Here is a 26726-nt window from a genome sequence, read left to right on the forward strand (position 1 = left end):
GGCGGCGCCGGACGCCCTCGGCGCAAGCGGAGAAGCGCGGACCGGGGCGATCCCGCCAGACTTGTTACTCCCGCCGCTCCGGACGTGGCGACTAGGGTCCGTATGCCGCCGGATGGGGCGGTGTGAAAGGAGATGGCCATGTCGACTCACCCGGTGACGACCAAGGCGGATTGGCTGGAGGCCAGGCTGGCGCTTCTGGAGGCCGAGAAGGATTTGACACGGCGAAGTGACGCCGTGGCGCGCCTGCGGCAAGCCCTGCCCTGGACGGTGGTGGATAAGAACTATCGCTTCGACACCGAGGCCGGCGAGGTCGGACTGAAGGACCTTTTCGGCGGGCGGTCGCAGCTGCTCGTCTATCACTTCATGTTTGGGCCGGACTACAAGGCCGGGTGCCCGTCCTGCTCGGCCATCGCCGACAGCTTCGACAACATCGTCGAGCACCTGCAGAACCATGACGTGGCCTTTGTGGCGGTGTCGCGCGCGCCGCTGGACAAGCTGCTGGCCTATCGGCGGCGCATGGGCTGGTCGTTCGAGTGGGCGTCCTCGGCCGACAGCGACTTCAACTTCGACTACGCCGTGTCGTTCACCGAGGCGGAACAGGCGCGGGGCGCCTTCGCCAATTACCGGCAGGAGCCGCCCCTGGGCGAGGCGGCCACGGCCATGCCCACCGAAACGATCCTGGAGGGGCCGGGCAAGGGGGCGGCCCTGAGCGGGACCGACCTGGCGACCTACGCTCGCGAACGGCCGGGCATGAGCAGTTTCGCCATCCAGGACGGCCTCGTGCATCACGCCTATTCCAGCTACTCGCGCGGGGTGGACGCGCTTTGGACGGCCTATGCCTGGCTGGACCGGGCGCCGAAGGGGCGTAACGAGCAAGGCTACTGGTGGCGTCGGCGCGGCGAGTACGGCGGCGCCTGATCCGGATCAGGCCGGCTGCGGGCTCCATTGTTCGACCATCCTCTCCAGCACCTTGGTGGGCAGGGGGCCGGAGGCAAGGATCAGGTCGTTGAAAGCGCGCAGGTCGAAGCGGCCCCCGAGCCGACGGCGGGCCGCCTCGCGTGCGGCGACGATCTGCTGCTTGCCGACCATGAAGCTGCACGCCTGGCCGGGATAGACGCAGTAGCGGTCGATCTCCCGCTCGGCGGCGTCGCGCTGCTCGCCAGCGTTGGCGACCATCCAGTCGATGGCTTGTTCGCGGGGCCAGCGGGCGTGGTGCAGGCCGGTGTCGATCACCACCCGGCAGGCCCGGAACAGCTGGCCCTGCAGATAGCCGATCCGGCCCACGGGGTTGTCGTCATAGGCGCCGATCTCGTCGGCCAGTTGCTCGGCATAGAGCGCCCAGCCCTCGGTCCAGGCGGAGAAACGCACCGTCCGGCGGAAGTCTGACAGGGCGCCGGCGCGCTTGAGCACGCTGGCCTGGAAGTGGTGGCCGGGAACACCCTCGTGGTGCAGCAGGGTGGGCAGGCGCCACAGGGCGTTCTCCTTCACCGAGCGCAGATTGATGGTGATAGCCGGCAGGCGGGCGGGATCGTCGCTGCCGGAATAGGACGCGCCGGGGGAGCCGTTCTCGATGGCCGGCGGCACGCGCCGCACCTCCACCGGGTCATTGGGGATCAGGTTGAAGGCGCGGGGCAGGAGGGCCTGGACCTTGGTCAGGCAGGTTCGGGCGTAAGCGAGAATCTGCTCGCGTCCCGCGTCGCTGTCGGGGACCAGAAACCTGGGGTCCTCGTCCAGTTGGCTCATGCGCTCGGCGATGGAGCCGGTGGTCAGGCCCTGCTGGCGGAGCAGGGCGTCGATGCGGGCGGTCAGGTCGGCGACCCAGGCCTTGCCCTGTTCATGCAGTTCCCCCGGGGCGAGGGCGGCCGTGGTGTTCGATCCCAAGGCTGAAGCGTAATAGGCGGCCCCGTCCGGCTTGGCCCAGACGCCGGCATGGTCGTCGGCGCGGGGACGCAGGGTCTTCAGCGCCTCGATCTGGCGGGTGAGGGCGGGTTTGACCTGACCATCGAAGGCCGAGGCGATGCGCTGGGCGGCGTCATTGAGGCCGGCGGCGCGGGCGCGGCTGATCGGGCCGCCGGTCAGGGGATTGTCCGCCGCCGGGGCGTCGCGCAGGCGGGAGAGCTGGGCCAGGGTCTTGTCGAGGATGAAGCCGGGGGCGATCACGCCCAGGCCGGCGTCGTGGACGGTCTGCTCCGTCTCCTGGTCCAGGGCGGCGGCGAACTGGGACAGGCGGTCGAGATGGCGCTGCGCGTCCTGCTCGCTGGCGACGGCGGCGCGCCCGATCCCGTCCGGCAGCCAGTAGTAGGCGCCGTTCATCTGGCTGACGACGTACGGGCTGGGCCGCAGGTTGATGTCGGAGAAGCCGTAGCGGCCGTACTGGTCGACCATGGCCTCATGCACGAAGCGGGCGGTGTCGTAGTCGATGGCCGAGGACGGGCTGAGCTGTGTCCGGTCGATCCTGAGCAGTTGCGCCAGGCGGTCGGCGCTGGCGGCGCGGGCTTTGGCGCGTCCGGCCAGGGAATAGTCGCGCAGCCGGCCCTGTCCGCCGGCCTCGTCCCGCAGAGCGCGAGCCTGCTGATCCAGCAGGGCGGCGAGCTTGGCGTCAGCGCCGGCGTCAGCCAGGGCAGGGCCGCTGGCGACGGCGCCGGCCGCCGTGGCGGTCATCATAAAACGGCGTCTGTCCATGGTCCGAGGCCCCTGTCTTCGCGGCGGCGGCGATTGGGCGAGGATTCCGTTGATCGGGAAAGGCTGGAGCAAAGTTTTGAGGGCGGATTGGACCTTGCCCGGCGGCGGTGTATGCAGCGGCCCATGACCAACGAAGACGTTCTCGCCGAATTCCGTGGCGCCGGCGCCCTGCGCGAAGGCCACTTTGTGTTGTCGAGCGGGCTGCACAGCCCCGTGTTCCTGCAGAAGAACCTGGTGTTCATGGACACCACGCGCTGCGAACGCCTGTGCAAGGCCCTGGCCGCCAAGATCACCGCCCAGGTGGGCAAGGTGGACGTGGCGATCTCGCCCGCCGTGGGCGGCATCATCCCCGGCTATGAGACGGCCCGCCATCTGGGCGTCCGCTCGCTGTACGTCGAGCGCGCCGACGGCGAGTTCAAGCTGCGTCGCGGCTTCACCGTCGAGCCGGGCGAGAAGGTCGTCATGGTCGAGGACATCGTCACCACCGGCCTGTCGTCGCGCGAGTGCATCGCCGCGATCAAGGCGGCGGGCGGCGAGGTCGTGGCCGCGGCCTGCATCGTCGACCGCTCCGGCGGGCGCGCCGATGTGGGCGTGCCGCTGATCGCCCTGGCCACCCTGGACGTGCCGGCCTATCCCGCCGACGCCCTGCCGCCGGAGCTGGCGGCCATCCCGGTTCAGGATCCGGGCAGCCGGAGGCTGAAGGCGTGACGCTGCGGCTCGGGGTCAATATCGACCACGTGGCGACCATCCGGAACGCGCGCGGCGAGACCTATCCCGAACCCACCCGCGCGGCGGAACTGGCCCTGGCGGCCGGCGCCGACGGGATCACGGCGCACCTGCGCGAGGATCGCCGCCACATCTCCGACCGCGACATCGAGGAGCTGTCGGACCTGTGCCGCCGGCGCGGCAAGCCGCTGAACCTGGAGATCGCGGTCACCGAGGAGATGCTGGGCATCGCGCTTCGGCATCACCCGCACGCCGCCTGCCTGGTGCCCGAGCGGCGCGAGGAAGTGACCACCGAGGGCGGGCTGGACGTGGTCAAGGGCCGCAACAGCATCGGCCCGACCGTGGCGGCCTTGCGCGAGGCCGGCAGCCGCGTCAGCCTGTTCATCGAGGCCGATCCGGCCCAGATCGAGATGTCCCACAAGCTGGGCGCCCATGTGGTCGAGCTGCACACCGGCGCCTTCTGCGACGCCATGCGGGCGGGGGAGGCGGACCGCTCCGCCGTCATCCTGCAGCGGCTGAAGGACGGCGCGGCCCTGGCGGACAGCCTGGGGCTGGAGGTTCATGCCGGCCACGGCATCGACTACGCCACGGTCAAACCCGTCGCCGCGATCCCGCAGGTGATGGAGCTGAACATCGGCCACTTCCTGATCGGCGAGGCGATCTTCGTCGGTCTGGCGGAGGCCATGCGGCGGATGCGCACGCTGATGAACGAGGCGCGCGCCGTCGAGGTGAGGGCATGATCATCGGCCTGGGCTCGGACCTCTGCGACATCCGCCGGATCCAGAAGTCCCTGGACCGGTTCGATCAGCGTTTCACCCACCGCATCTTCACCGAGGTCGAGCGGACCCGGTCGGAGCGCAAGCCTGACCGCGCCTCCAGCTACGCCAAGCGGTTCGCGGCCAAGGAGGCCTGCGCCAAGGCCCTGGGCACCGGCGTGCCGCGCCGGGGCGTCCACTGGGCGGACATGGGGGTGGTCAACCTGCGCTCCGGCCAGCCCACCATGGCCCTGACCGGCGGGGCGGCCGAACGGCTCGCCGAGCTGATTCCCGAGGGCATGGTTCCGGTGATCCACCTGACCCTGACGGACGATCATCCCTACGCCCAGGCCTTCGTGATCATCGAGGCGCTGCCGGCCCCGCAGGGTTCCTGAGCGGCTTCTAACAGCGAAGTAACGGGCGGGACGCTTGCCGGACCCGTATGCAGCGTCTAGCTAGGCGCAATCATCGCGCGTGCGCGTACAAAGGACCTTTCCGGCATGACCGAAGCCGCCGAGCAGAAACCCAGCGCCGTCAGCGAGATCGTGGAGATCGTCAAGACGGTCGTCTACGCGCTGCTGATCGCCCTCGTCCTGCGGGTCCTGCTGTTCCAGCCGTTCACGATCCCCTCGGCCTCCATGGAGCCGACGGTTCTGGAAGGCGACTACATCATCGTCTCCAAGTTCTCGTACGGGTACAGCCGTCACTCGATCCCGTTCAGCCCGCCGCTGTTCGAGGGCCGCATCTTCGCCAGCACGCCCAAGCGCGGCGACGTGATCGTCTTCAAGCTGCCCCGCGACGACCGGACCGACTACATCAAGCGCCTGATCGGCCTGCCGGGCGACCGCATCCAGGTGCGCGGCGGCGTGGTGCTGATCAACGGCAAGGAGCTGCCGCGCGAAATGCTGCCGCCGGTCGAGGTGGACACCGGCTACGGCTTCAGCCGCGCCGTCCAGCAGTTCATCGAGACCAATCCGGAAGGCCGCAAGTACACGACCTACGACTTCGGTCCTGATGGCGAGCTGGACGACACCGGCGTCTATGTCGTGCCGGAAGGCCACTACTTCTTCATGGGCGACAACCGCGACAACTCCATCGACAGCCGCGTGCCGATGGAAGTGGGCGTGGGCATGGTCCCGGCCGAGAACCTGGTCGGCAAGGCCCAGATCATCCTGCTGTCCTGGAACAAGGGCGCGGCGCTGTTCAAGCCGTGGACCTGGGTGCTCGACGCCCGTCCGAGCCGGTTCGCCAAAGTCATTCGATGAATGCCCGCGTCGAAGCTGTAGAGCGGCTGGAAGCGCGGATCGGCTACGTCTTCAAGGATCGCGCCCTGCTCGAGCGCGCCCTGACCCACGCCAGCGTCGGCGACGGGGCCAAGAAGACAGAGGACAACGAGGTTCTGGAGTTCGTGGGCGACCGGGTCCTGGGCCTGGTCGTCGCCGAGGCCCTGGCGGAGCGTCATCCCAAGGCCAAGGAAGGCGAGCTCGCCCCCCTGCTGAACGGGCTGGTCAGCCGCGAGACCTGCGCCAAGGTGGCGCGGGAGATCGACCTGGGCTCGGCCCTGCGCATGTCGGCCTCGGCCACCAAGATCGGCGTACGCGAGCGCGGCTCGGTCCTGGCCGGCGGCTGCGAGGCGCTGATCGCCGCCTTGTACAAGGATGGCGGCCTGGCCGCGGCGCAGGCTGTGATCCTGAACCTGTGGGCCGAAGCCTTTGAGACCGGACCCAAGAGCCGCCGGGATTCCAAGACCCAGCTTCAGGAATGGGCGCAGGGCGGCGGACGGCCGCTGCCCGCCTATGAGGTGGTCAACCGGACCGGACCCGATCATGCGCCGACCTTCACCGTGCAGGTGAGCGTCAAGGGCGTCGAACCCGTGACCGCCGAAGGGCGTTCGCGACAGGAAGCAGAAAAGGCGGCCGCGCGAGCCATGCTCGACCGCGAGGGCCAGAAATGACTGAACAACACAACACCCGGGCCGGTTTCGCGGCCATCATCGGCGCGCCGAACGCCGGCAAGTCCACCTTGGTCAACCGGCTGGTGGGGGCCAAGGTCTCCATCGTCACCCAGAAGGTGCAGACCACGCGCTTCCCCGTGCGGGGCGTGGCCATTGAGGGCGACGCACAGATCGTGCTGGTCGACACCCCCGGCATCTTCAAGCCGCGCCGCCGACTGGACCGCGCCATGGTCCGCTCCGCCTGGAGCGGGGCCGAGGACGCCGAGACGGTGGTCCACCTCGTGGACGTGCAGGCCGAGCTGGCCGTGCGTGAAAGCGGCGCCAAGGCGGGCGACCATCGCTCCGCCGAGGACGTGCAGACCATCATCAGCGGCCTGAAGGATTCCGGCCGTCAGGTGATCCTGGCCCTGAACAAGATCGACGGCATCAAGCGTGACACCCTGCTGGCGGTGACCCAGGATCTGTTCGACACCGGCGTCTATTCCGAGGTCTTCATGATCTCCGCCTCGCAGGGCGACGGCGTGCCGGACCTGAAGAAGCGTCTGGCCGAGCTGATGCCCGAGGGGCCGTGGCTCTATCCGGAAGACCAGACCGCCGACCTGCCGGTGCGCCTGCTGGCCGCCGAGATCACCCGCGAGAAGGTCTATCTGCGCGTCCATGAGGAGCTGCCCTACGCCGCCAGCGTGGAAACAACGGCCTTCGAGGAGCGCCAGGACGGTTCGGTCCGCATTGAGCAGACCATCCTGGTCGAGCGTGACGGCCAGCGCGCCATCATCATCGGCAAGGGCGGTCAGACCCTGAAGTGGATCGGCGAGGCCTCGCGCACGGAGCTGACCGACATCCTCGACCGCAAGGTCCACCTGTTCCTGCACGTGAAGGTGAAGGAGAACTGGGCCGAGGAGCGGGGGACGTACTCGGACCTGGGCCTGGACTTCGACGTCTGATCCGATGGAGTGGGAGGACGACGCCTTCGTGCTGTCCGCCCGCGCCCATGGCGAGAGCGGCGCCATCGTCGAGCTGCTGACCGCCGAGCGGGGCAAGTTCGCCGCCCACATCGCCGGCGGGACCTCGCGTCGGATGAAGCCGATCCTGCAGGCGGGCAGCCGCGTGGTCGCCCGCTATCGCGCCCGCGTGTCGGACCAGCTCGGCTCCGCCCATGTGGAGCCGGTGGGCGAGGGGGTCGGGGCGCTGTTCGACGATCCGCTGGCCCTGGCCGGGCTGGCCTCCGCAGCCGCCGTGGCCGCCGCCGCCCTGCCGGAGCGGGAGCCGCATCCCGGCGCGTTCATGGCGTTCGAGGCCCTGGTCTCCGCCCTGGTCTGGCCGGAGATCTGGCCGGCGGTCTATGTGCGGTTCGAGGCGGGACTGCTGGCGGAGCTGGGCTTCGGCCTGGACCTGTCCAAGTGCGCCGCGACCGGCGCGCTGGACGATCTGATCTATGTGAGCCCGCGCACCGGCCGGGCGGTGAGCCGCAAGGCGGGCGAGCCGTACAAGGACAAGCTGTTCCCCCTGCCGATGTTCATGCTGAGCGCCCAGGGCGGACTTGGCCCTGGGGACGTGAAGGCCGGCCTCGACATCACCGGGCACTTCCTGGAGCAGTTCGTGTTCGGCCCCCTCAACCGGCCGTTGCCGCCGGCCCGAGTGTGGCTGACCGACAAGCTGGCGGACAGCGACCGGCTTTAGGCGCCGAGGGCGGTCGACGCCATCGAACCCTGTTCCATGTTGCGCCCGGGCGGATTCACTCTGCAGCATGCCTTCCTGAGTTTCGATTTGGGGGAATGGCATGTTGAAGCGTTTGGCGGCCGCGAGTGCGGCTCTGGTCTTGGCGAGCGGCGCAGCGGCCGCGCAGGAGCAGGGGGCCAAGCCCGCCGCCCATGCGCCCAAAGCCATGGCCTCGTCCGGCCACCCCCTGGTCACCCAGGCGATGCTGGAGGTCTTGAAGAAGGGCGGCAACGCCATGGACGCGGCCCTGACCGGCGCGATCATGCAGAGCGTGGTCGAGCCGCAGATGGTCACCCTGGCCGGGGCCCTGTCGGCGCTCTACTACGACGCCAAGACGGGCCAGTATCACTATCTCGACGCTGAGCTGGACCACACCGCCAAGGGCGCGCCGACCGTGGCCGGCTGGGCCCAGGTGACCGGCGGCGGCCCGCCGGTGGAGGTGACCTCCGGCAGCCTGGTGGCGGTTCCCGGCGAGGTGGCGGGCCTGAAGGCCGCCGCCGACCGGTTCGGCACCCTGAAGTGGAGCCAGTACTGGGAGCCGTCCATCCGTCTCGCGGAGACCGGCTTCCCCATGTACTCCTTCCTGTACGGCGAGATGGCCGACGCGGCGCTGAGCCGGTTGTCGGCCTATCCGTCCGGGCGCGAGGAGTTCCTGCCGAACGGCTACGTCCCGCCGGTGGGCAGCAACGTGACCCGTCCGCGCCTGGCCGCCACCATGCGCCGCCTGGCGGCCGAGGGGCCGGACTACTTCTACAAGGGCGAGTTCAGCCACAAGTTCGTGGCCGAGGTCCAGAAGACCGGCGGCTCGCTGACCGTGGAGGAGATGGCGGGCTACAAGGTGCGCTGGGAGCAGCCCCTGCGGTCCAGCTACAAAGGGCATGAGATCATCTCGTCGCCGCCGCCGGGCACGGCGGGATCGCTGATCGCCATGGTGCTGAACATCGCCGAGCCCTGGGACCTGAAGGCCATGGGTCACTACACTCAGTCGGCCGAGACCCTCTACCGCCTGCGCCAGGCCTTCGCCTTCGCCGAGGACCTGACGGACGGCTACATCCAGGACCCGGCGTCCTTCAACGTGCCCAGCGACATCCTGCTGTCCAAGAGCTTCGCCGCGCAGCTCACCGGCCTGATCGACGGGGCGATGCCCAAGGGCTCGGTCACTGGCAGGACAGCGCAGGCCGGCGGCTTCAGCCTGGCCGGCGGGTTCGACCACAGTGACCCGCACGCCTCGGACACCGACCACATCGTGGTGGCGGACAAGGACGGCAACGTCGTCTCCCTGACCCACAGCGTCAAAGGCACGACCTTCGCCACCGGCCTCGTCGTGGACGGGGTGGTGGTCAACAGCGGCAACTACTTCCCGGGCAAGAACCTGGGCGAGGGGCGGCGGGTGGTCGGCGGCTTCCCGCCCACCATGGTGGCCAAGGGCGGCGCGCCGACCCTGGCGCTTGGTTCGCCGGGCCTGACCTCGCGGGCGGTGGCCCTGACCCTGATCAACCACATCGGCTACGGCATGTCGCTGGAGCAGGCGGTGGACGCGCCGCGCTTCCAGGGCGCGCAGGCGTCGCGGCCGCTGACCATCGAAGGGCGGCTTTCCGACCAGGCCCGCGCCGACATGAAGGCGCACTACGGCGTCTCGGTGAAGGTGACCACGCCCTACAACTGGCACTTCGGTTCGATCCACGCGGTGGCGCGCGAGCCGGACGGTTCGCTGACCGGCATCGCCGACCCGCGTCGCGGGGGGCTGGCGGCCGGTTACTGATGCGGATCGGGCGTTTTGCGGGCTACGGCTCGCTCTTCCTGTTGGTCGGAGCTTATCTGGCCGCGACCTCGGCGCTCGCCGTCGCGCCGCCGAAGAGCGGGCCGGCGCTCTGGCACCTGACCGCCGGCCTGGCGCTGTTGGCGGCGCTATGGCGCGGATGGCGGGGCGTGGGGACCGGCGACCTGAAGCTGGCCTTTTCGGGGCTGGCGGTGGTGCTGGCGGCGGACGCCGTGCTGATCGCCTTGGGGCTGCTCTACCTGACGGGGTTCGAGCGGGGCGTCGCTTCGATCATCCTGTTCTGCCTTTCCCTGGCGCAGGGGGAGGGGGCGGGGCGGCGTGTTTCGGCAGGAGGTCTTCTGCTGATCGGGCTGGGGATGATCGCGGTGTTTCTGGCCCTGCCGTGGTTAGTGGCTTGGCCGAGAGGTGCGGCGTTGAGCCTGTGGCGCGCGATCCTGATCAACGGCCTCGGGCTGTATGTCGGCCTGGCGCTGGTTGCCGCCGCGCTCACCGGCGGCTTGCGAACGGCGCTATCTCGGCTATGACCACGGTCATGCTTCGTCACGCGAAACAACGGACCCAGCAGCAGCAACGTCGCCAGACCGGCGGCGCGGCGGCGCTTGGGCGTGGGCGAAGCAGGAGGCGGGACGGCCGCTAGAGGCCGCGAGCTCCGAAACTCCACGAAAACCCGAAAGCCCCGCGACCCCGTCGCGGGGCTTTTCGCTTTTTACGCAAAGGATTGAAAATCGATGTCGCTTCTGTTCCTGAAGGCCATGGGGATCGGCCTGGCCGTGGCCGCGCCCGTGGGGCCGATGAGCCTGCTCTGCATGAGGCGCACCCTGACCGACGGCTGGCGGCCGGGCCTGGCCACCGGGGCGGGGATCGCCCTGGGCGACGGGGTCTATGCGGCGGTGGCGGCCCTGGGCTTCGCCGGGATCTCGGCTTTCATGCTGGAGTACGAGAGGCCGCTGCACCTGGCGGCCGGGCTGTTCCTGATCTGGCTGGGCCTGAAGTCCTTCTGGCGCAAGACCGACGATGCGGCCGCGCCCGGGCTGCACGCCGCCTGGCCCAAGGCGTTGGGTTCGGCCCTGCTGCTGACCCTGACGAACCCGCCGACCATCATCATGTTCGCGGCCATCTTCGCGGCCCTGGCGCCCAGGGGCGGCTTCAGCCCCTCGGCGGCGGCGATGACGACCCTGGGGGTTCTGGCCGGCTCTATGCTGTGGTGGTGCGTGATCGTCGGGGGCGTTTCGGTGTTCCGCCACGCCATCGGCGAGACCGCGCGCCGCTGGATCGACCGGATTTCCGGCGCCGTGCTGGTGCTTTGCGGCGGTCTGGAGCTGCGGAGGGCGATTTGACGCCCCGTGGCCGCCGTCATTGGGGGACAAGGTGGTCCGGCCCGATTAAATAGGGGGTTCGTACGGACCACGATTCGAAATGAACAAGCCTTTCCTCCCCCCTGGCGGTGACGGCGGCGACGACCGCATCATCGAAGAGCCGCTAAGCGAAGCGCTGTCCAAGCGCTATCTCGCCTACGCCCTGTCGACCATCAGTTCGCGGGCCTTGCCGGACGTGCGTGACGGGTTGAAGCCCGTCCACCGGCGCGTGCTCTACGCCATGCACAACATGCGCCTGAACCCCGAGGCCGCCGCGCGCAAGTGCGCCAAGGTGGTCGGCGAGGTGATGGGTAACTTCCACCCGCACGGCGACCAGTCGATCTATGACGCCCTGGTGCGTCTGGCCCAGGAGTTCGCCCAGCGGATTCCGCTGGTCGAGGGGCAGGGCAACTTCGGCAATATCGACGGCGATAACGCCGCGGCCATGCGCTACACCGAATGCCGGATGACGGAAGCCTCGATGCTTCTGCTCGACGGCATCAACGAGAACGCAGTCGATTTCCGTCCCACCTATGACGGCCAGGACGAGGAGCCGACGGTTCTTCCGGCGGGCTTCCCGAACCTGCTGGCCAACGGCTCGTCGGGCATCGCGGTCGGCATGGCCACCTCGATCCCGCCGCACAACGCGGCCGAGCTGATCGACGCCTGCCTGGTGCTGCTGCAGCGGCCGGACGCCACCACCGCGGACCTGATGGAGCGCGTGCTGGGTCCGGACTTCCCGACCGGCGGCGTCATCGTCGAGCCGAAGTCGAGCCTGCTGGAGACCTACGAGACCGGCCGCGGCGGCATTCGCGTCCGCGCCAAGTGGGAGAAAGAGGAGACCGGTCGGGGCACGTACCAGATCGTCGTCACCGAGATCCCGTATCAGGTGAAGAAGTCCGATCTGGTCGAGCAGCTCGCCGACCTGATCGACAGCAAGAAGGCTGCCCTGCTGGGCGACGTGCGCGACGAGAGCGCCGAGGACGTGCGTCTGGTCCTCGAGCCCAAGAACCGCAACGTCGAGCCCGAAGTGCTGATGGAGAGCCTGTTCAAGCTTTCCGCCCTGGAGCAGCGCTTCCCGGTCAACATGAACGTTCTGGACGCGCGGGGCACCCCGGGCGTCATGGGCCTGAAGCCGGCGCTGAAGGCGTTCCTGGATCACCGCCGCCAGGTGCTGGTCCGCCGGGCGCGCTTCCGCCTCGACAAGATCGAGGCCCGCCTGCACATCCTGGCCGGCCTGCTGATCGCGTATCTGAACCTCGACGAGGTGATCCGCATCGTCCGTTACGAGGACGAGCCGAAGCAGAAGCTGATCGCGTCCTTCGACCTGACCGACATCCAGGCCGACGCCATCCTCAACACCCGCCTGCGCCAACTGGCCAAGCTGGAGGAGATGGAGATCCGCCGCGAACACGCCGAGCTGACGGAAGAGCGCGACGGCATCCTGGCCATGCTGGGTTCGGACGAGGCGCAGTGGAAGCTGGTGGGCGTGGGCCTGCGCGACGTTCGCGAGAAGCTTGGCCCGGGCACCGCTCTCGGCAAGCGCCGCACGAACTTCGGCGAAGCCCCGCAGGTGGACGCCGACGCCGCCATCGAGGCCATGATCCCGCGCGAGCCGATCACGGTCATCCTGTCCGAAAAGGGCTGGATTCGGGCCGCCAAGGGCAAGGTGGACGATCCGTCGGAGCTGAAGTTCAAGGAAGGCGACAAGCTGGGCTTCGTCGTGCCGGCGGAGACCACGGACAAGCTGCTGATCTTCGCGTCCGACGGGCGGTTCTTCACTATCGGGTGCGACAAGCTGCCGAGCGCGCGGGGCCATGGCGAGCCGCTGCGCCTGATGATCGACCTGGACGACAAGGTGAAGATCATCGACGTCTTCCCGCACAAGCCGGGCCGCAAGCGCTTCATGGCGTCGAAGGCCGGCTATGGATTCCTGATGCCGGAGGAGGAGGCCCTGGCCAACCGCCGCGCCGGCAAGCAGGTCATGACCGTCGACGACAAGGGCGCCCTGAGCTGCGCCGAGGTCGTGGGCGACCAGGTGGCGGTGATCGGCGACAACGCCAAGATCCTGATCTTCCCGCTGGAAGAGCTGCCGGAAATGCCGCGCGGCAAGGGCGTGAAGCTGCAGAGCTACCGCGAGGGCGGTCTGCGCGACACGCTGGTCTTCAACCAGGAGACCGGCCCGGCCTGGATCGACACCGCCGGCCGCCGTCGGGAGTGGGCGGAATGGCGCGAATGGATCGGCAAGCGCGCGGGGGCCGGCAAGCTGGCGCCCAAGGGCTTCCCGACCAGCAAGCGGTTCCGGCCAAAATGAACCGTCGGGCGGTCATGCTCCGCGCCCTGGCCGGGATGCTCGGCCTGGGCGGCGGCAGAGCCTTGGCCGCCCGCCAGCCTGCGGGGCTGAGCTATGGCCGGCCCGAGGACGTGGGGTTCGACAGCCTGCGTCTGGGACGGCTGGACGACGCCATGCGGCGCACAGTCACTAACCGCCAGATCGCCGGCGGGGTGACCCTGCTGGCGCGTCGGGGGAAGATCGTCCAGCTGCGCGCCTATGGGCAGCGGGACATCAATCTCGGCGACCCGATGACCACGGATGCGATCTTCCGCATCCGGTCGGAGACCAAGCCCATCACGGCCCTGGCCATGATGGTCCTGTACGAGCAGGGGCTGTGGGGGCTGGATGATCCGGTCACCTATTTCATCCCCGAGTTCAACGACCTGAAGGTGTTCAAGGCGGCGGACGCCAACGGCGCCATCACCGAGGTCGAGCCGCTGACCCGCCCGCCGACCATGCGGGAGCTTCTGACCCACACCGCCGGCTTCGCCTATGGCCTGGCCGGCGACAGCCCACCGGACCGCGCCTATCTGGAGGCGGGGGTGCTGACCTCCGACAACCTGTCGGACATGATCCGGCGCATCTCCGAACAGCCGATGTTCTGCCAGCCGGGAGTGATGTGGCGCTACAGCATCGCCACCGACATCCAGGGCCACATCATCGAACGCCTGTCGGGGATGAGCCTGCCGGACTTCTTCCGGACGAAGATCTTCGAGCCGCTGGGCATGAGCGACACCGGCTTCTACGTCCCGCCGGAGAAGCGCCGCCGCCTGGCGACGCTGTACGATATCGACTACGCCACCAATCGCCTGGCCGAGCCGGTCATGCCGCGCTGGCGCGACGTGCTGCAGCCGCCCGCGGCGCCGTCCGCCGGTGGGGGGCTGGTCTCCACCGCGCGGGACTATGCGCGGTTCTGCCAGATGATCCTGAATGGCGGCGAGCTGGACGGGGTCCAACTGGTGCGGCCCACCAGCATCGCCATCATGGGCAGCAACCACTTGCCGCCGAGCTTCTCCGTCACCTCCGACGGCATCCGGCCGTTCCCGTTCGGCCCGGGCCTGGGCTTCGGGCTGAACATGGCGGTGTCGGTGGACCCGGCCCTGGGCAACGCGCCGGTGGGCAAGGGGACGGTCAGTTGGGGCGGTTCGGCCGGCACCTGGTTTTGGGCGGACCCCACCAACGATCTGTTGTTCGTGGGCATGATCCAGCGTCTGGGCGGGGTCGGATCGGGCCTCGATGCCGAGACCCGCAGCCTTGTCTATCAGGCCCTGGTGGACCGCTCGAAATAGCTGGCGGGTTGTCTTACCGTCGTTAAGCTGCGCCGCTAAAGCTTGTGCGACCGATCAAGGGACAGCCATGACGCGACGTTTCAACTGGGCGGCCGCGGCCGTCGCCGCCATCCTCGCCTCCGCGCCGGCCTGCCAGGCCCAGACGACCTCCGCGCCGGCGTCGGCCGCGTCGAAGGACGCCGCTTTCCAGTCGCTGGACGCCTCCATGCACGCCCTGGTGGACCAGGGGCGGCTGCCGGGCGTCGCGACCTATGTGGTCAAGGGCGGCAAGGTCATCCACCAGGACATCTATGGCAAGGCGGACCTGACCACCGGCGCGCCGCTGAAGGCCGACACGATCTACCGCATCTATTCCCAGACCAAGCCGGTGACCGGCGTGGCGATGATGATGCTGTACGAAGAGGGCAAGTGGTCGCTGGACGATCCGATCACCAAGTTCCTGCCGGAGCTGGCGAACCTGAAGGTGTTCAAGGGCGTCGGCGCGGATGGCAAGACCATCACCGAGCCGGCCAAGCGCCCGGCCACCATGCGCGAGCTGATGAGCCACCAGGCCGGATTCGCCTATGGCCTGCAGGTCGACAACCCGGTGGACAAGGCCTACCGCGACAGCGGCCTGCTGGGCTCGCCGACCCCCGAGGCCTTCCTGAAAACCCTGGCGGCGCTGCCGCTGATGGGCCAGCCGGGCGAGCAGTGGAAATACAGCGTCGCGGTGGACCTGCAGGGGCTGATCGTCGAGCGCCTGTCGGGCAAGAAGCTCGGCGCCTTCATGCAGGAGCGCATCTTCGCGCCCCTTGGCATGGTCGACACCGGGTTCTGGCTGCCGGCCGAGAAGCAGGGCCGCCTGGCCTCGCTCTATCTAGTCAATCCCGCCGACAAGAAAGTGGTCCCGGCCCAGGGCTTCATGGTGCTGGACGTGACCAAACAGCCGGCCGTTGAATCCGGCGGCGGCGGTCTGGTCTCGACCACCGCCGACTACGCCAAATTCTCCCAGATGCTGCTGAACGGCGGCGAGCTGGGCGGCAAGCGCCTGCTGAAGCCCGAGACGGTGAAGCTGATGCGGACCAACCACCTGACCGAGGCGTCGCTGGCCAAGCTGCCGCTTGGCCCCGGCGTCGGCTTCGGTCTCGACTTCGCCACGGTCATGGACCCGGCCAAGGCCGGCACGCCCATGGGCAAGGACACCTATAGCTGGGGCGGCGCGGCCGGCACCTGGTTCTGGATCGACCCGACCAACGACCTGTTCGTTCTGGGCATGATCCAGGTGCTGGGGCGTCCGGACAGCGACCCCAGGATGGACGCGCTTTCGGCGCCCAGCGTCTATCGGGCGATCCACGCTCACTAGAGGCGGGAACCAGCGGGGTTCGGCCACGTAGTCCTTCCGGCCATTTGAAGGACGTCCGCCATGAACTGTCGCACCTTGTCGCCTGGCGCGCCTGCCGCGGCGACGCTGTTCCTCTTCGCCTGCTCCGCGCCTGAGGAGAGGCCCGCCGTCCCGCCGCCCGCGCCTGTCGCCCAGGAAGCGACCGTCGGCGGGGATGGATCGGCGATCCAGCTCAATGGGCTGTCGTCCGCCGATGTGGAGGCGAACCGGCTGTCCGGCGAGCTGGGCTGCAGCTTCGCCGCCACGGGGGCGTCGCAGCCGCTGCTGCTGGCCATGGGCGACGTGGCGTCGAAGGAGGCGGCCCAGGGCCTGGTGAAGGTCGGCGACTATGTGGAGCGCGTCGCCGTGCCCGGCGGTTTCGACGGCATGCTGAAGGGCGCTGTGTTCAGCGGCGCGGGCAAGACCATCCGCGTCACCCTGACCGGTCCCGCCAGCGGCGGAGGCGAGTCGCCGCCAAGTCCCGCCACCCTGACCTACGACCGCGCCGACGGCGCCAGCCGAACCTGGGTGGGAAGCTGGACCTGCGGGCCTTAGGCGTTATGACATGACGTCGAAAATGATCGTCCGCTTCGACCAACCTCCGGCTTGGCGGGTGCGGATCGTAGCCGTGACCCCTCCGCAAAGCCCGGAGCAGTGATAGCGCTGCGAATTGATGATGTAGCGCCCGTCGCGACTGATAAACGGGGCCATAATTCCCGTGATGAAGAGTGAAGAAGCGGGCCGGCCCTTTCTGACGGCGGCGAAGTCTTCAGCGGTCGCCGCCCGAACCGTCTTTGGAAGGCTCGGCTTCAATTCAGGGCAAGCGGTGAAGAGATTGGTCGGACCCTTGCGCCTCCATTCGGCTATCGCCTGTTCGGCGCCTTTGGGGACTCGGCCCTCTGGCGGCGGCTCGATGGGGGCGAGATCGACCAATGTGTCTGCGGACATGTGCTCCACGATTAGGGCAGACTCGGCGCAGGCTTCGGCTTGACGTCGCGCCTCAAGCGGCGTGGCTGAGGGGGCTCCCGGGGCAAGAAGCGCGGCGGCGGCAGCGATGATTGGCGTAAGCATGGTGACGAACCGACGGCAGGTGTTTGATCCATCTTGGTTGCGTGGTCGGCTTTGAGCAATTCATGATTGCTGGCTTGTCCATCGGAGTCTCTGTTGATGCGCGCACTCTTCTGGTCCGCCGTCGCGGCTGCCTTCACGCTCCTCGCCACCTCATCGACGGCTCAGACCAACAGTCTCGATCAGACGCTCGTTGAGCCGAACCTCGTCGATATCGGCGGCGGGCATCGGCTGCACTGGCGCTGCGTTGGCTCAGGCTCGCCCACGGTGGTCTTCAATCAGGGCGGGGAGGGATCGATCGCCAACTGGCGGCGCGTGCAATCGGCGATCTCAGCCAAGACCAGAACCTGCTTCTATGACCGCTCAGGCTTTGGTTGGAGCGATCCGCCCAAGGGCGCGATCGACGCTCTTAGCGTCACGGACGAACTGCACGCCTTACTCGCCAAAACCCGGACCAAGGGGCCGCTGGTGCTTGTCGGGCATTCCATCGGCGGGTTCTACGCCACCGTCTATGCTGACCGGTTCCCCCGTCGGGTCGCGGGCATGGTGCTGGTCGACGCGGGTTTCGCCGATCAGGTCGATTTCGCCGATGACGCCGAATGGACGGCTTGGCTCGCCGTCAACGCCAAGGGCGAACAGCAGCTGCTCGACTGCGCGGCCAAGGCGCGGGCCGGCGAGTTGAGCGCCGATGATCTCAAGGGCTGCTTTCGGGTCCCTAAGGACCTGACGCCGGTGGAGCGGGCCTATGTCCTCAACCCGCTGCTGAAGCCGCATTGGTATGAGGCCGAGGCTGAGCAGTCCCGCACCTTCCTGCCGCGCAGCAAGGGGCGCAGCCTGAGCTCAATCCAGGAGGAGAAGGTGCGCCGGAATTTCGGCGACATGCCGCTGGTGGTCCTCACCGCCGGTCACCCGACCAAGTGGCCGGATCGCACCGAAGCCTCGCTCGAACGCGAGAACAGGCTTTGGACTCAGGGGCACGTGGACTTGGCCAAGCGCTCGACCATCGGCTCGCACCGTGTCGTCGCCGATGCACGGCATTTCATCCAGCTGGACAATCCGCAGGCGGTGATCGACGCGGTCAGCTGCGTCGTCGATAGCGTCCGCGCGCCGAGGCAGGAGCCCTGTTGAGGCCCTAAGGCTCCACCACCTCGCCGCGTTTCACCACGCCGAGGGCGGCGGCTCCGGCGATGAGGGCGCAGGGGACGGCGGCGATCAGGACGCCGGCCGGGGCCGTTCCCAGGGCCAGCAGCTTGCCGGCCGCCAGGGGACCGGCGATGCCGCCGAGGCGGCCCACCGAGACCGCCGCCCCGACGCCTGTCGAGCGCAGCAGGGTGGGGTAGTAGGCCGGGGCGAGGGTGTAGAGAATCAGTTGGCCGCCGATGGCGAAGAAGCCGACGATGATCCCGGCGCCGACAACCGGCCAGAAGCCCTGGGCCGCCCCGAGGCCTGCGAGGCCCACGGCGATCGCCAAGTAGGCGACGGCGAGCACGCGTCCGCGGCCGCCTCGATCGGCCAGCACCGCGAGCGCCACGCAACCGGCGGCGGCGCCCATGTTCTCGAAGGCCGAGATCAGGCCCGCCTGCTGGACCGTGAAACCCTTGGCGACCATCAGGGTCGGGAGCCAGTTGTTGATCAGATAGACGATCACCTGGGTGAAGCCGTAGCTGGCCCAGAGCAGAAGCGTGACGAGGGCGCGGCCCTGTCCGAAGAGGGCGGTCGCGACGGGCGAACGGGGCGCGGCTTCCTGGTCCGCCTTCGCCTCGCGGAAGGCGGCGGACTCCGGCAGGGCGAGGATCAGGACGGGCAGAAGCATCAGCGGCAGGATGCCGCCGAGATAGAAGATCATCCGCCAGTCGAGCCCGGCGCCCTGGCTGGCCACGAAGAGGGCCAGCAGCGTGCCGCCGATGGGCTGGCCGCAGAACATCAGGCCGACCCCGGTGGCGCGCCGCCCGGGCGCCGACGCCTCCGCCGCCAGGGAGATCAGGTTGGGGAACGCCGCGCCGAGACCCAGGCCGCAGAGCAGCCTCACGAGGATGAACTGCTCAAGGTCCGCGGCATGGGCGGTGGCCAGCGAGGAGACGCCAAGGGCCGCGAAGGCCACGAGAAGGATGCGCTTGCGGCCGAAGCGGTCGCCCAGCCGCCCGCCCACGGCGGCGCCGGTCATCATGCCGACGATGGTGGCGGTCAGGATGTAGGAGACCTGGCTGGGGGAGAAGCCCATGGTCTTGGCCACGGACGGGGCGGCCAGCCCCATGGAGACGATGTCGGCGCCTTCAAGCAGGGCGGCCAGGAAGCACAGGAAGATCGTCACGAGTCGCCTTCGGTCGGCCGGCGATCGAGGATGTCCCGTCGCGGGGGATTAGGGAAGGGTCAGCCGCCCTCGGGCTCCGGCGCGCCGGCGGCGCGGTCGCGGGCGCTCATCAGCGCCCAGCCGCCGGGCTTGAGGATCTCCAGCGGGGAGAAGCGGGCCTTGTAGGCCATCTTGTCGCTGCCCGGGACCCAGTAGCCCAGATAGACGTAGGGCAGGTTGGTCAGGCAGGCCTGGACGATGTGGTCGAGGATCACGAAGGAGCCCAGGCTGCGCTTGGGCATGTCCGGTTCGTAGAAGCTGTAGACCAGCGACAGGCCGTCGGCGAGGACGTCCACCAGCACGCAGGCGATCAGGTCGCCGGGGCCGCGGTCCTCCGACTTGCGCCGGTACTCGATCATGTGGGTGCGGACGGCGGTGTCCTCGACCATGGCGACATAGTCGGGCCAGGTCATGTCGGCCATGCCGCCCTCGGCGTGACGGGCGTTCAGGTAGCGGCGGAGCAGGTCGAACTGCTCCATGGTCGCCTCGGCCTCGACCAGATGGCGTTCCAGGTCCTCGTTGCGGTTGATGACCTTCCGCTCGGAGCGGGAGAAGACGTACTCGCGGGCGCAGGCTCGGGCCGAGACGCAGGCGCGGCAGGATTCGCAGGCCGGGCGATAGGCGATGTTCTGCGAACGGCGGAAGCCGACCTGGGTGAGGCCGTCGTTGACGGTCGGGCCGTCGGTCAGCGGCAGGTGCGCGAACACCTTGCGCTCAAGGCGGCCGGGCAGGTACGGGCACGGGTTCGGCGCCGTCAGAAAGAACCGAAGCTGTCGCGTCGGAAAATGTTGCGTCACTGCCCGTCGGCGCCCTTCACGCACCACCCCTCAAGGGGATTAGGAGGCAAGTCGGGACGACACGCAAGACGCGAGAATTGTCGCAGGTGAACCGGGTTTAGAAACTGCTGTCCGCTGGAAGCACGGGCTTGTCGCGCAGCAGGATGATGGAGATCCGGCGGTTGCCCGCCAGGGTCGGATCATCGGGGTAGAGCGGCTCGGAATTGGCCTTGCCGGACACCTGGTAGATGCGGTCGCTGCTGACGCCGGCGCCTTGCAGGATCTGGCGGGCGACGTTGGCGCGGTTGGCCGACAGGGGCCAGTCGGCGTCGGACTGACGGCCGTTGGCGTTGGCGCTCGTGTGGCCGGAGATGGTCAGGCGGTTCGGCAGCTCGTTGACGATCTTGGCGATGGCGCGAAGCAAGATGCGGGCGCGCTCGTTGGGCTGGGCCGCGTTCTCCTTGAACATGGAGCGGCCTTCCTGGTCGACCAGCTGGATGCGCATGCCTTCCGGGGTCTGGTCGATGAAGATCTGCTTCGACAGTTCGGCCAGCTCCGGCATTTCCTGCAGCGCCTGGCGCAGGGACTGGGCGGCGGAGGCGAAGCTGTCGTTCTCCTTCTTCATCAAGGCCTGACGAAGGGCGTCCTCGGTGGCGTTGTCGAGGACGGCCCCGGTGCGGGCGCTCTGGCCTTGTTCGATGGCGTCCGGCGGAGCCTGGGGGGCGGTGGCCTCGACCACGGCCTGCGAGCCGCGGGACTGGTCGCCTTCCTCACCCAGGGCGGTGCCGCCCAGGATGCCGCCCGAACCGCTGGTGGAGTCGGTGACGCTGGCCGGGGCGAAATAGTCGGCGATGCCCTGGCGCTGCTCCTCGGTGGTGGAGGACAGCAGCCACATGAGCAGGAAGAACGCCATCATGGCGGTCACGAAGTCGGCGTAAGCCACCTTCCAGGCGCCGCCATGGTGACCATGGCCGCCGCCTTTCTTGACCTTCTTGATGATGATCGGAGCGTCGTTGCCGATCGCCATGGCGCGTCCTTAACCTTGATAAGGCCTTCAACATGACTGCCGCCCGTTAAGATGGGGTTGCTGGAAAGCCCGGCTGGGCCTAACCGCAGGCAGCGTCCGTGGTTGGGAGTTTCGTGCATGAAAGTCGCGTTCATCGGTCTCGGGGTCATGGGTTTCCCCATGGCGGGGCACCTGGCCAAGGCCGGGCACGAGGTCGCCGTCTTCAACCGCAGCCCTGAAAAGGCCAAGCGCTGGGTGCAAACCCATGGCGGCCGGGCGGGCGGGACCATCGGCGAGGCGGCGGCCGGGGCTGAGATCGTATTCCTGTGCGTCGGCAATGACGACGACGTGCGCGGCGTGGTCCCGCAGGCCCTGGCGACCATGGTGGAAGGCGGTGTCATCGTGGACCACACCACCACCAGCGCCAAGCTGGCCCGCGAGATGGACGAGCTGTGCGCCAAGGCCGGCCGCAGCTTTGCCGACGCGCCGGTGTCGGGCGGGCAGGCGGGGGCCGAGAACGGTCAGCTGACCATCATGGTCGGGGCCGACAAGGCCGCGTTCGACCGTGCGCAGCCGGTGATGGACGCCTTCGCCAAGGCGATCACCCACATGGGCGAGACTGGCGCCGGGCAGTTGACCAAGATGTGCAACCAGATCGCCATCGCCGGCGTGGTGCAGGGTGTGGCCGAGGCGGTTCACTTCGCCACCCAGGCGGGGCTGGACACCGAGCTGGTGCTGGCCGCCATCTCCAAGGGCGCGGCCCAGAGCTGGCAGATGGAGAACCGCTGGCCGACCATGGCCCAAGGCAAGTTCGACTTCGGCTTCGCCGTGGACTGGATGCGCAAGGACCTGGGCATCGCCCTGGATGAGGCGCGGACCAATGGCGCGCGGCTGGAGGGCACGGCCCTGATCGACCAATTCTACGCCGAGGTGCAGGGCCTGGGCGGCCGCCGCTGGGACACGTCCAGCTTGGTCGCGCGCCTGAACAAGAAGAACTAGGGGGGAAGTGATGAAATTCAAAGCCTTGTGCCTGGCGGCTGCCGCCGCTCTCAGCCTAGTGACGGGCGCTGTCGCCCAGACCAATTGGCCGATCAAGGAAGGCGATTACGTCGCCAAGGACTTCAAGTTCGGCACGGGCGAGACCCTGCCGGAGCTGCGCCTGCATTACACGACGCTGGGCGAGCCGAAGCGCGATGCGAAGGGCAAGATCACCAACGCGGTGATGGTGCTGCACGGCACGGGCGGGACCGGGAAGCAGTTTCTGAGCCCGCAGTTCGCGGAGGCGCTGTTCAAGCCGGGCGGCGTGCTCGATCCGGCCAAGTATTACATCATCATGCCGGACAACATCGGCCATGGGAAAAGCGCCAAGCCCAGTGACGGGCTGAAGGCCAAGTTCCCGCAGTACGACTATGACGACATGGTCGCGGCCCAGCACCTGCTGCTGACCAAGGGCCTGGGCGTGGACCACCTGCGCCTGCTGTTCGGCACGTCCATGGGCTGCATGCACGGCTTCGTCTGGGCCGAGACCTATCCGACCTTCGCCCAGGCCATGATGCCCATGGCCTGCCTGCCGACCGAGATCGCAGGCCGCAACCGCCTGTGGCGCAAGATGACCATCGACGGGATCACCAGCGACCCGGCCTGGAACGGCGGGAACTACACCACCCAGCCGCAGCAAGGGCTGCGCATCGCCGCGAACTTCCTGATCCTGGCGGGCTCGTCGACCATTCCCATGCAGAAGGCGCTGCCGACCCGCGAGGCGACCGACAAGTTCGTGAAGGCTGACGTGGCGCGCCGCATGGCGAGCATCGACGCCAACGACTTCCTGTACCAGGTGGCCTCGTCGCGGAACTATAACCCGTGGCCCAAGCTGGACGCCGTGAAGGTCCCGATGACGTGGATCAACTCGGCGGACGACTTCATCAACCCGCCGGAGCTGGGCATCGATCTGGAGGCGGCCAAGCGCCTGCCGACGGCGAAGTACATCCTGATCCCGGCCAGCGAGAACACCAAGGGCCACGGCAGCCACACCTGGGCCGTGCTCTGGCAGGACGAGATGAAGGCGCTGCTGCAGCGGACGGAGAAGTAGGCTTTTCTCCTCTCCCCACGCGTGGGGAGAGGGTGGGGCGAGGGGCTTCGGCGCTTCGCTGGTTGAAGCTCAGCGCCCCCTCACCCTAACCCTCTCCCCCGCGAGCGGGGGCGAGGGGATGGTGCTTCACCGCCGGCAGAACCTGCTCCGTCAGCAGCCGCGCCAGCTTCCGTTCGCCCGATGCTTCGACGTTCAGCCACAGAACTTCCTCGATCTCGGCCTGGGCGACAGGTTCGCCGTCGACGGCGGCCAGATAGACCACGGCCCGCACGGTCGTGTCGGGTTCATTGGCGGCCGGAGCCTCGAAGGTGCCCAGCAGGACGGGATCGACGATCCCGCAGGCCAGCTCCTCGCGCACCTCCCGGGCCAGGGCGGTCAGGTCGTCCTCGCCGGGCTCGCGCTTGCCGCCCGGTTTCATGAAGATCGAAGAGCCGCGCTTGCGGACCACCAGCCACCGGCCGTCCGCATCGCGGACGACGGCGGTGACGATCTCGATCAGCTTGCTCACGCGCCCAGAAGGCGGGCGGCGGTGGGGGCGAAGTAGGTGATCGTCCCGGCGCAACCGGCGCGCTTGAAGGCGCCCAGGGTCTCCAGCATGGCGCGCTCCTCGTCGATCCAGCCGTTGGCGGCGGCGGCCTTGATCTGGGCGTACTCGCCGCTGACCTGGAAGGCGAAGGTCGGCATGGAGAAGGTCTCGACCAGGCGGCGGGCGATGTCGAGATAGGGCAGGCCCGGCTTGACCATGATCATGTCGGCGCCCTCGGCGATGTCGAGTGCGACCTCGCGGATGGCTTCCTCGGTGTTGGCCGGGTCCATCTGATAGGTCTTTTTGTCACCCTGGCCAGCCGACAGCTTGGCCGAGCCGATGGCGTCGCGGTACGGGCCGTAGAAGGCCGAGGCGTACTTCGCCGCATAAGACATGATCATAACGTCTTGATGTGAATGACTTTCCAGCGCCGCGCGTAGGGCCCCGATGCGGCCGTCCATCATGTCGGAGGGGGCCAGGATGTCGGCTCCGGCCTCGGCCTGCATCAGGCCCTGTTCGACGAGACGTTCGATGGTGGGGTCGTTGAGGATCTTGCCGCTCTCGACCACGCCGTCGTGGCCGTGGTTGGTGAAGGGGTCCAGGGCCACGTCGCACATGATGCCGACTTCCGGCGCGGCGTCCTTCATGGCCTTGACCGCACGGGGGATGACGCCGTCCGGATCGGCGGCGATGGAGCCGCTGGCGTCCTTACGGGCGCCGTCGATGTGCGGGAAGATGGCGATGGCGGGAATGCCCAGTTCGCGGGCCTGGACCGCCGCCTTGGCCGCCTCGGCCACCGACAGGCGCTCGACTCCCGGCATGGAGGCCACCGGAACGCGGCCCTCGCCCTCATGCACCACCATGGACCAGATCAGGTCGGAGGGGGTGAGGACGGTCTCACGGACCAGGCGGCGGACCCAGTCGGCCTGACGCAGGCGGCGAAGACGAAGGGCGGGATAGGCGGCGAGTGGGGGAAGGCTCATGGCCGTCTTAGTCGCCGACACGCATGCCGGTGGCAAGGCCCATGACGCGCACTTGCCCAGCCGCCCGCCATATCGGCGTCTTCAGGGCGGCTGAACTTCAGCGGCGGCCCCGAGTTGTGAGACAATGAACCACGACATTGTCATCATCGGCGGCGGCGCCGGCGGCCTGGAGCTGGCCGCCCGGCTTGGGCGTCGTCTCGGCGCACGGGAAGGCCGCCGCCGCGTGCTGCTGATCGACCGGTCGATCTTCCACCTCTGGAAACCCAGCCTGCACGAGGTGGCCGCGGGCTCCCTCGACAGCCACCAAGAAGGGTTGTCGTACCCGCTGCTGGGGCGGCGCAATCATTTCAGCTTCACCCTGGGCGACCTGATCAAGCTGGACCCGAAGGCCAGGACCGTCACCCTGGCCAAGATAAAGGATGACGACGGCAAGACGCTGGTCGCCGAGCGGACCTTGACCTTCAAGACGCTCGTCCTGGCGATGGGTAGCGGGGCAAACCTGTTCGGCACGCCCGGCGCGGCGGAGCATGCCCATCGGCTGGAGGATGTGGCGGACGCCGAGGCGTTCAACAGCCGCCTGACCTCGGCCTTCCTGGGGGCTGCCTATTCGGACGAGCGAATGCTTCGCATCGCCATTGTCGGAGCCGGCGCCACCGGGGTGGAGCTGTCGACAGAGCTGATCGAAGGCCATGACGAACTGTCGGCTGGGCTATCCGACGACCAGCGCTTCAAGCTGCAGGTCACCATCGTGGAGGCGGCGCCCGCCATCCTGGGCGGACTGCCCAAGCGAGTCTCGGACAAGGCGGCGCGGGCGTTGACGGCCAAGGGCGTCAAACTGCTGACCGACGCCAAGGTTGAGGCCGTGCGCCCGGACAAGGTGGTGACCAGCAAGGGTGAGGTCGCCGCCGACCTGATCGTCTGGGCGGCAGGAGTGAAGGCCGATGACCTCCATAAGACGTTCGGCTTGGAGACCGGCAAGTTGAACCAGTTCGTCGTGGACGATCATCTGCGGACGTCCGTGGACGGCGTCTATGCAATGGGCGACTGCGCCCAGGCGCCGGGCCCTAACGACCGTCCCGTGCCGGCGCGCGCCCAGGCGGCGTCACAGCAGGCCGCCTATCTGGCGCGGGCGCTGACCAATCCCGGCAAGGACGTCGGGCCGTTCATCTATCGCGATCGGGGCTCGCTGATCTCGCTGGGCGAGGGTCGGGGCGTAGGCTCGCTGATGGGCGGCCTGGGCGGTCCGAATTTCCTGATCGAGGGGCTGCTGGCCAAGTGGGCCTATATCTCGCTGCATCTCGCCCACCACAGGGCGGTGATCGGGATCAGGCGCACGGTCATCCTGGCCTTGTCACGCCTGCTGCACCGTCGGGTGTCCGGGCGGCTCAAGCTGCATTGAGGCGAGGAGGGCCTATCGCTGGCCGATCGGGCGCTGGTTGATCAGGCGGATGAAGCCAAACGCGGGCGCGCAGAGCAGCCAGAGCGTGGCGATCAGGGTGAAGACGCCGGCGGCGATGGTCAGGACGATCATGGCGGGATCGAAGCGGATCGCCTCGAACTCCAGCTCCACCACGTCCCAGGCGCTCCAGTCGCCATGGACGGCGTACTGGAAGATGTCGCCGATGGCCGCCACCAGCCCGCCCATGCCGCACACCGCCGCGATCAGCGACAGAACCAGGGCGATCCAGAAGATGCGGATCTGGAAGTTGTGATGGGTCGTGACCTGCGGGTCGGCGTGACCACGCTGGGCGTAGGCGATGACCACGGCGATCAGGGCCGGGATGCCGGCGAAGAAGATCGACGAGAACAGCAGGGCATAGACGACCAGGGCCAGGTTCCGATCCACGTCCGAGGCGGGAGCCGTGACGGCGGGTTCGGGCGAGGCGGTGATGGGGTCGGTCATCGGTTGGTCGATTCCGGTTGTCTCAATCGGGGCGAGATTGACAGGCCGCGCGCGCCGCGTCACCTCCTGA

The 26726-nt window shown here is 68.4% G+C and carries 26 protein-coding genes and 1 pseudogene; 19 read left to right on the forward strand and 8 right to left on the reverse strand.

What is annotated here, in order from left to right; all coding sequences use genetic code 11:
- Nucleotides 1–138: 138 nt before the first annotated feature.
- Nucleotides 139–918 (forward strand): DUF899 domain-containing protein, encoded by a 780-nt coding sequence (locus tag P7B02_RS10055; protein ID WP_277786212.1) that lies wholly within the window; start codon nt 139–141, stop codon nt 916–918.
- Between the two features lie 6 nt (nt 919–924).
- Here P7B02_RS10055 and P7B02_RS10060 read toward each other — a convergent pair whose 3' ends face one another.
- Nucleotides 925–2682 (reverse strand): DUF885 domain-containing protein, encoded by a 1758-nt coding sequence (locus tag P7B02_RS10060; protein ID WP_277786213.1) that lies wholly within the window; start codon nt 2680–2682, stop codon nt 925–927.
- Between the two features lie 123 nt (nt 2683–2805).
- Between P7B02_RS10060 and pyrE the strand changes: the two genes are divergently transcribed.
- The 14 genes from pyrE (at nt 2806) to P7B02_RS10130 (ending at nt 16510) form a co-directional block, all read left to right on the forward strand.
- Nucleotides 2806–3390, forward strand: a complete 585-nt coding sequence (gene pyrE / locus P7B02_RS10065) for an orotate phosphoribosyltransferase (protein WP_277786214.1) — start codon at nt 2806–2808, stop codon at nt 3388–3390.
- Nucleotides 3387–4148, forward strand: coding sequence for a pyridoxine 5'-phosphate synthase (locus P7B02_RS10070; protein ID WP_277786215.1), 762 nt, complete (start codon nt 3387–3389; stop codon nt 4146–4148). The genes pyrE and P7B02_RS10070 overlap by 4 nt, the downstream gene beginning before the upstream one ends.
- Entirely contained in the window at nt 4145–4558 is a 414-nt protein-coding gene (gene acpS, locus P7B02_RS10075) for a holo-ACP synthase (RefSeq protein WP_277786216.1), read from the forward strand. The genes P7B02_RS10070 and acpS overlap by 4 nt, the downstream gene beginning before the upstream one ends.
- A 105-nt stretch (nt 4559–4663) precedes the next feature.
- On the forward strand, nt 4664–5428 hold the full coding sequence (gene lepB / locus P7B02_RS10080) for a signal peptidase I (protein WP_277786217.1): 765 nt from the start codon (nt 4664–4666) through the stop codon (nt 5426–5428).
- Nucleotides 5425–6117 (forward strand): ribonuclease III, encoded by a 693-nt coding sequence (rnc, locus tag P7B02_RS10085; RefSeq protein ID WP_277786218.1) that lies wholly within the window; start codon nt 5425–5427, stop codon nt 6115–6117. Before lepB ends, rnc begins: the two co-directional genes overlap by 4 nt.
- Entirely contained in the window at nt 6114–7061 is a 948-nt protein-coding gene (gene era, locus P7B02_RS10090) for a GTPase Era (protein ID WP_277786219.1), read from the forward strand. Before rnc ends, era begins: the two co-directional genes overlap by 4 nt.
- Nucleotides 7062–7065: 4 nt before the next feature.
- Nucleotides 7066–7797 carry a DNA repair protein RecO gene (recO, locus tag P7B02_RS10095; RefSeq protein WP_277786220.1) on the forward strand — a complete coding sequence of 244 codons (732 nt, stop codon included), beginning with the start codon at nt 7066–7068 and terminating at the stop codon, nt 7795–7797.
- 100 nt (nt 7798–7897) lie between these two features.
- Nucleotides 7898–9598, forward strand: coding sequence for a gamma-glutamyltransferase family protein (locus P7B02_RS10100; RefSeq protein ID WP_277786221.1), 1701 nt, complete (start codon nt 7898–7900; stop codon nt 9596–9598).
- Nucleotides 9598–10140: a hypothetical protein gene (locus P7B02_RS10105; protein ID WP_277786222.1), complete on the forward strand. Its 543-nt coding sequence runs from the start codon at nt 9598–9600 to the stop codon at nt 10138–10140. Before P7B02_RS10100 ends, P7B02_RS10105 begins: the two co-directional genes overlap by 1 nt.
- Before the next feature lie 204 nt (nt 10141–10344).
- Nucleotides 10345–10953 (forward strand): LysE family translocator, encoded by a 609-nt coding sequence (locus P7B02_RS10110; protein ID WP_277786223.1) that lies wholly within the window; start codon nt 10345–10347, stop codon nt 10951–10953.
- A gap of 79 nt (nt 10954–11032) precedes the next feature.
- The gene (gene parC / locus P7B02_RS10115) at nt 11033–13285 is read left to right on the forward strand and encodes a DNA topoisomerase IV subunit A (RefSeq protein ID WP_277786224.1); all 2253 of its coding nucleotides are present in this window, start codon (nt 11033–11035) and stop codon (nt 13283–13285) included.
- A gap of 14 nt (nt 13286–13299) precedes the next feature.
- Nucleotides 13300–14595: a serine hydrolase domain-containing protein gene (locus P7B02_RS10120; RefSeq protein ID WP_277786225.1), complete on the forward strand. Its 1296-nt coding sequence runs from the start codon at nt 13300–13302 to the stop codon at nt 14593–14595.
- Between the two features lie 67 nt (nt 14596–14662).
- Complete coding sequence (locus P7B02_RS10125; RefSeq protein ID WP_277786226.1) at nt 14663–15937, forward strand: serine hydrolase domain-containing protein; 1275 nt, start codon at nt 14663–14665, stop codon at nt 15935–15937.
- A 60-nt stretch (nt 15938–15997) separates the two neighbouring features.
- Nucleotides 15998–16510, forward strand: a complete 513-nt coding sequence (locus P7B02_RS10130; RefSeq protein WP_277786227.1) for a hypothetical protein — start codon at nt 15998–16000, stop codon at nt 16508–16510.
- 3 nt (nt 16511–16513) lie between these two features.
- Here P7B02_RS10130 and P7B02_RS10135 read toward each other — a convergent pair whose 3' ends face one another.
- Nucleotides 16514–16903: a hypothetical protein gene (locus tag P7B02_RS10135; RefSeq protein WP_277786228.1), complete on the reverse strand. Its 390-nt coding sequence runs from the start codon at nt 16901–16903 to the stop codon at nt 16514–16516.
- A 219-nt stretch (nt 16904–17122) separates the two neighbouring features.
- Between P7B02_RS10135 and P7B02_RS10140 the strand changes: the two genes are divergently transcribed.
- Entirely contained in the window at nt 17123–18151 is a 1029-nt protein-coding gene (locus P7B02_RS10140; RefSeq protein ID WP_277786229.1) for an alpha/beta fold hydrolase, read from the forward strand.
- Between the two features lie 4 nt (nt 18152–18155).
- On the opposite strand, the pseudogene mhpT reads toward P7B02_RS10140, so the two are convergent.
- The 3 genes and pseudogenes from mhpT to P7B02_RS10155 form a co-directional block, all read right to left on the reverse strand.
- Nucleotides 18156–19340 (reverse strand): annotated as a pseudogene (gene mhpT, locus P7B02_RS10145) (3-(3-hydroxy-phenyl)propionate transporter MhpT); the annotation flags it as partial.
- A gap of 53 nt (nt 19341–19393) precedes the next feature.
- A complete protein-coding gene (locus P7B02_RS10150; RefSeq protein ID WP_277786230.1) occupies nt 19394–20170 on the reverse strand; it encodes an arginyltransferase in 777 nt (258 codons plus the stop codon).
- A gap of 97 nt (nt 20171–20267) precedes the next feature.
- A complete protein-coding gene (locus tag P7B02_RS10155) occupies nt 20268–21176 on the reverse strand; it encodes a flagellar motor protein MotB (protein WP_277786231.1) in 909 nt (302 codons plus the stop codon).
- 117 nt (nt 21177–21293) lie between these two features.
- Between P7B02_RS10155 and P7B02_RS10160 the strand changes: the two genes are divergently transcribed.
- Together P7B02_RS10160 and P7B02_RS10165 are read left to right on the forward strand one after the other, a co-directional pair.
- A complete protein-coding gene (locus P7B02_RS10160) occupies nt 21294–22154 on the forward strand; it encodes an NAD(P)-dependent oxidoreductase (protein ID WP_277786232.1) in 861 nt (286 codons plus the stop codon).
- A gap of 10 nt (nt 22155–22164) precedes the next feature.
- A complete protein-coding gene (locus P7B02_RS10165; protein WP_277786233.1) occupies nt 22165–23244 on the forward strand; it encodes an alpha/beta fold hydrolase in 1080 nt (359 codons plus the stop codon).
- 85 nt (nt 23245–23329) lie between these two features.
- Here P7B02_RS10165 and P7B02_RS10170 read toward each other — a convergent pair whose 3' ends face one another.
- Both P7B02_RS10170 and hemB read right to left on the reverse strand, forming a co-directional pair.
- Complete coding sequence (locus P7B02_RS10170; protein ID WP_277786234.1) at nt 23330–23752, reverse strand: NUDIX hydrolase; 423 nt, start codon at nt 23750–23752, stop codon at nt 23330–23332.
- A complete protein-coding gene (gene hemB, locus P7B02_RS10175; protein ID WP_277786235.1) occupies nt 23749–24753 on the reverse strand; it encodes a porphobilinogen synthase in 1005 nt (334 codons plus the stop codon). Before hemB ends, P7B02_RS10170 begins: the two co-directional genes overlap by 4 nt.
- A gap of 124 nt (nt 24754–24877) precedes the next feature.
- Between hemB and P7B02_RS10180 the strand changes: the two genes are divergently transcribed.
- Complete coding sequence (locus P7B02_RS10180) at nt 24878–26152, forward strand: NAD(P)/FAD-dependent oxidoreductase (RefSeq protein WP_277786236.1); 1275 nt, start codon at nt 24878–24880, stop codon at nt 26150–26152.
- 12 nt (nt 26153–26164) lie between these two features.
- Here the strand turns inward: P7B02_RS10180 and P7B02_RS10185 are convergent, their stop codons facing one another.
- The gene (locus P7B02_RS10185; RefSeq protein ID WP_277786237.1) at nt 26165–26656 is read right to left on the reverse strand and encodes a hypothetical protein; all 492 of its coding nucleotides are present in this window, start codon (nt 26654–26656) and stop codon (nt 26165–26167) included.
- Nucleotides 26657–26726 lie beyond the last annotated feature (70 nt).

Source organism: Caulobacter segnis (genome assembly GCF_029543125.1).
GTDB classification, from domain to species: Bacteria; Pseudomonadota; Alphaproteobacteria; order Caulobacterales; family Caulobacteraceae; genus Caulobacter; species Caulobacter segnis_D.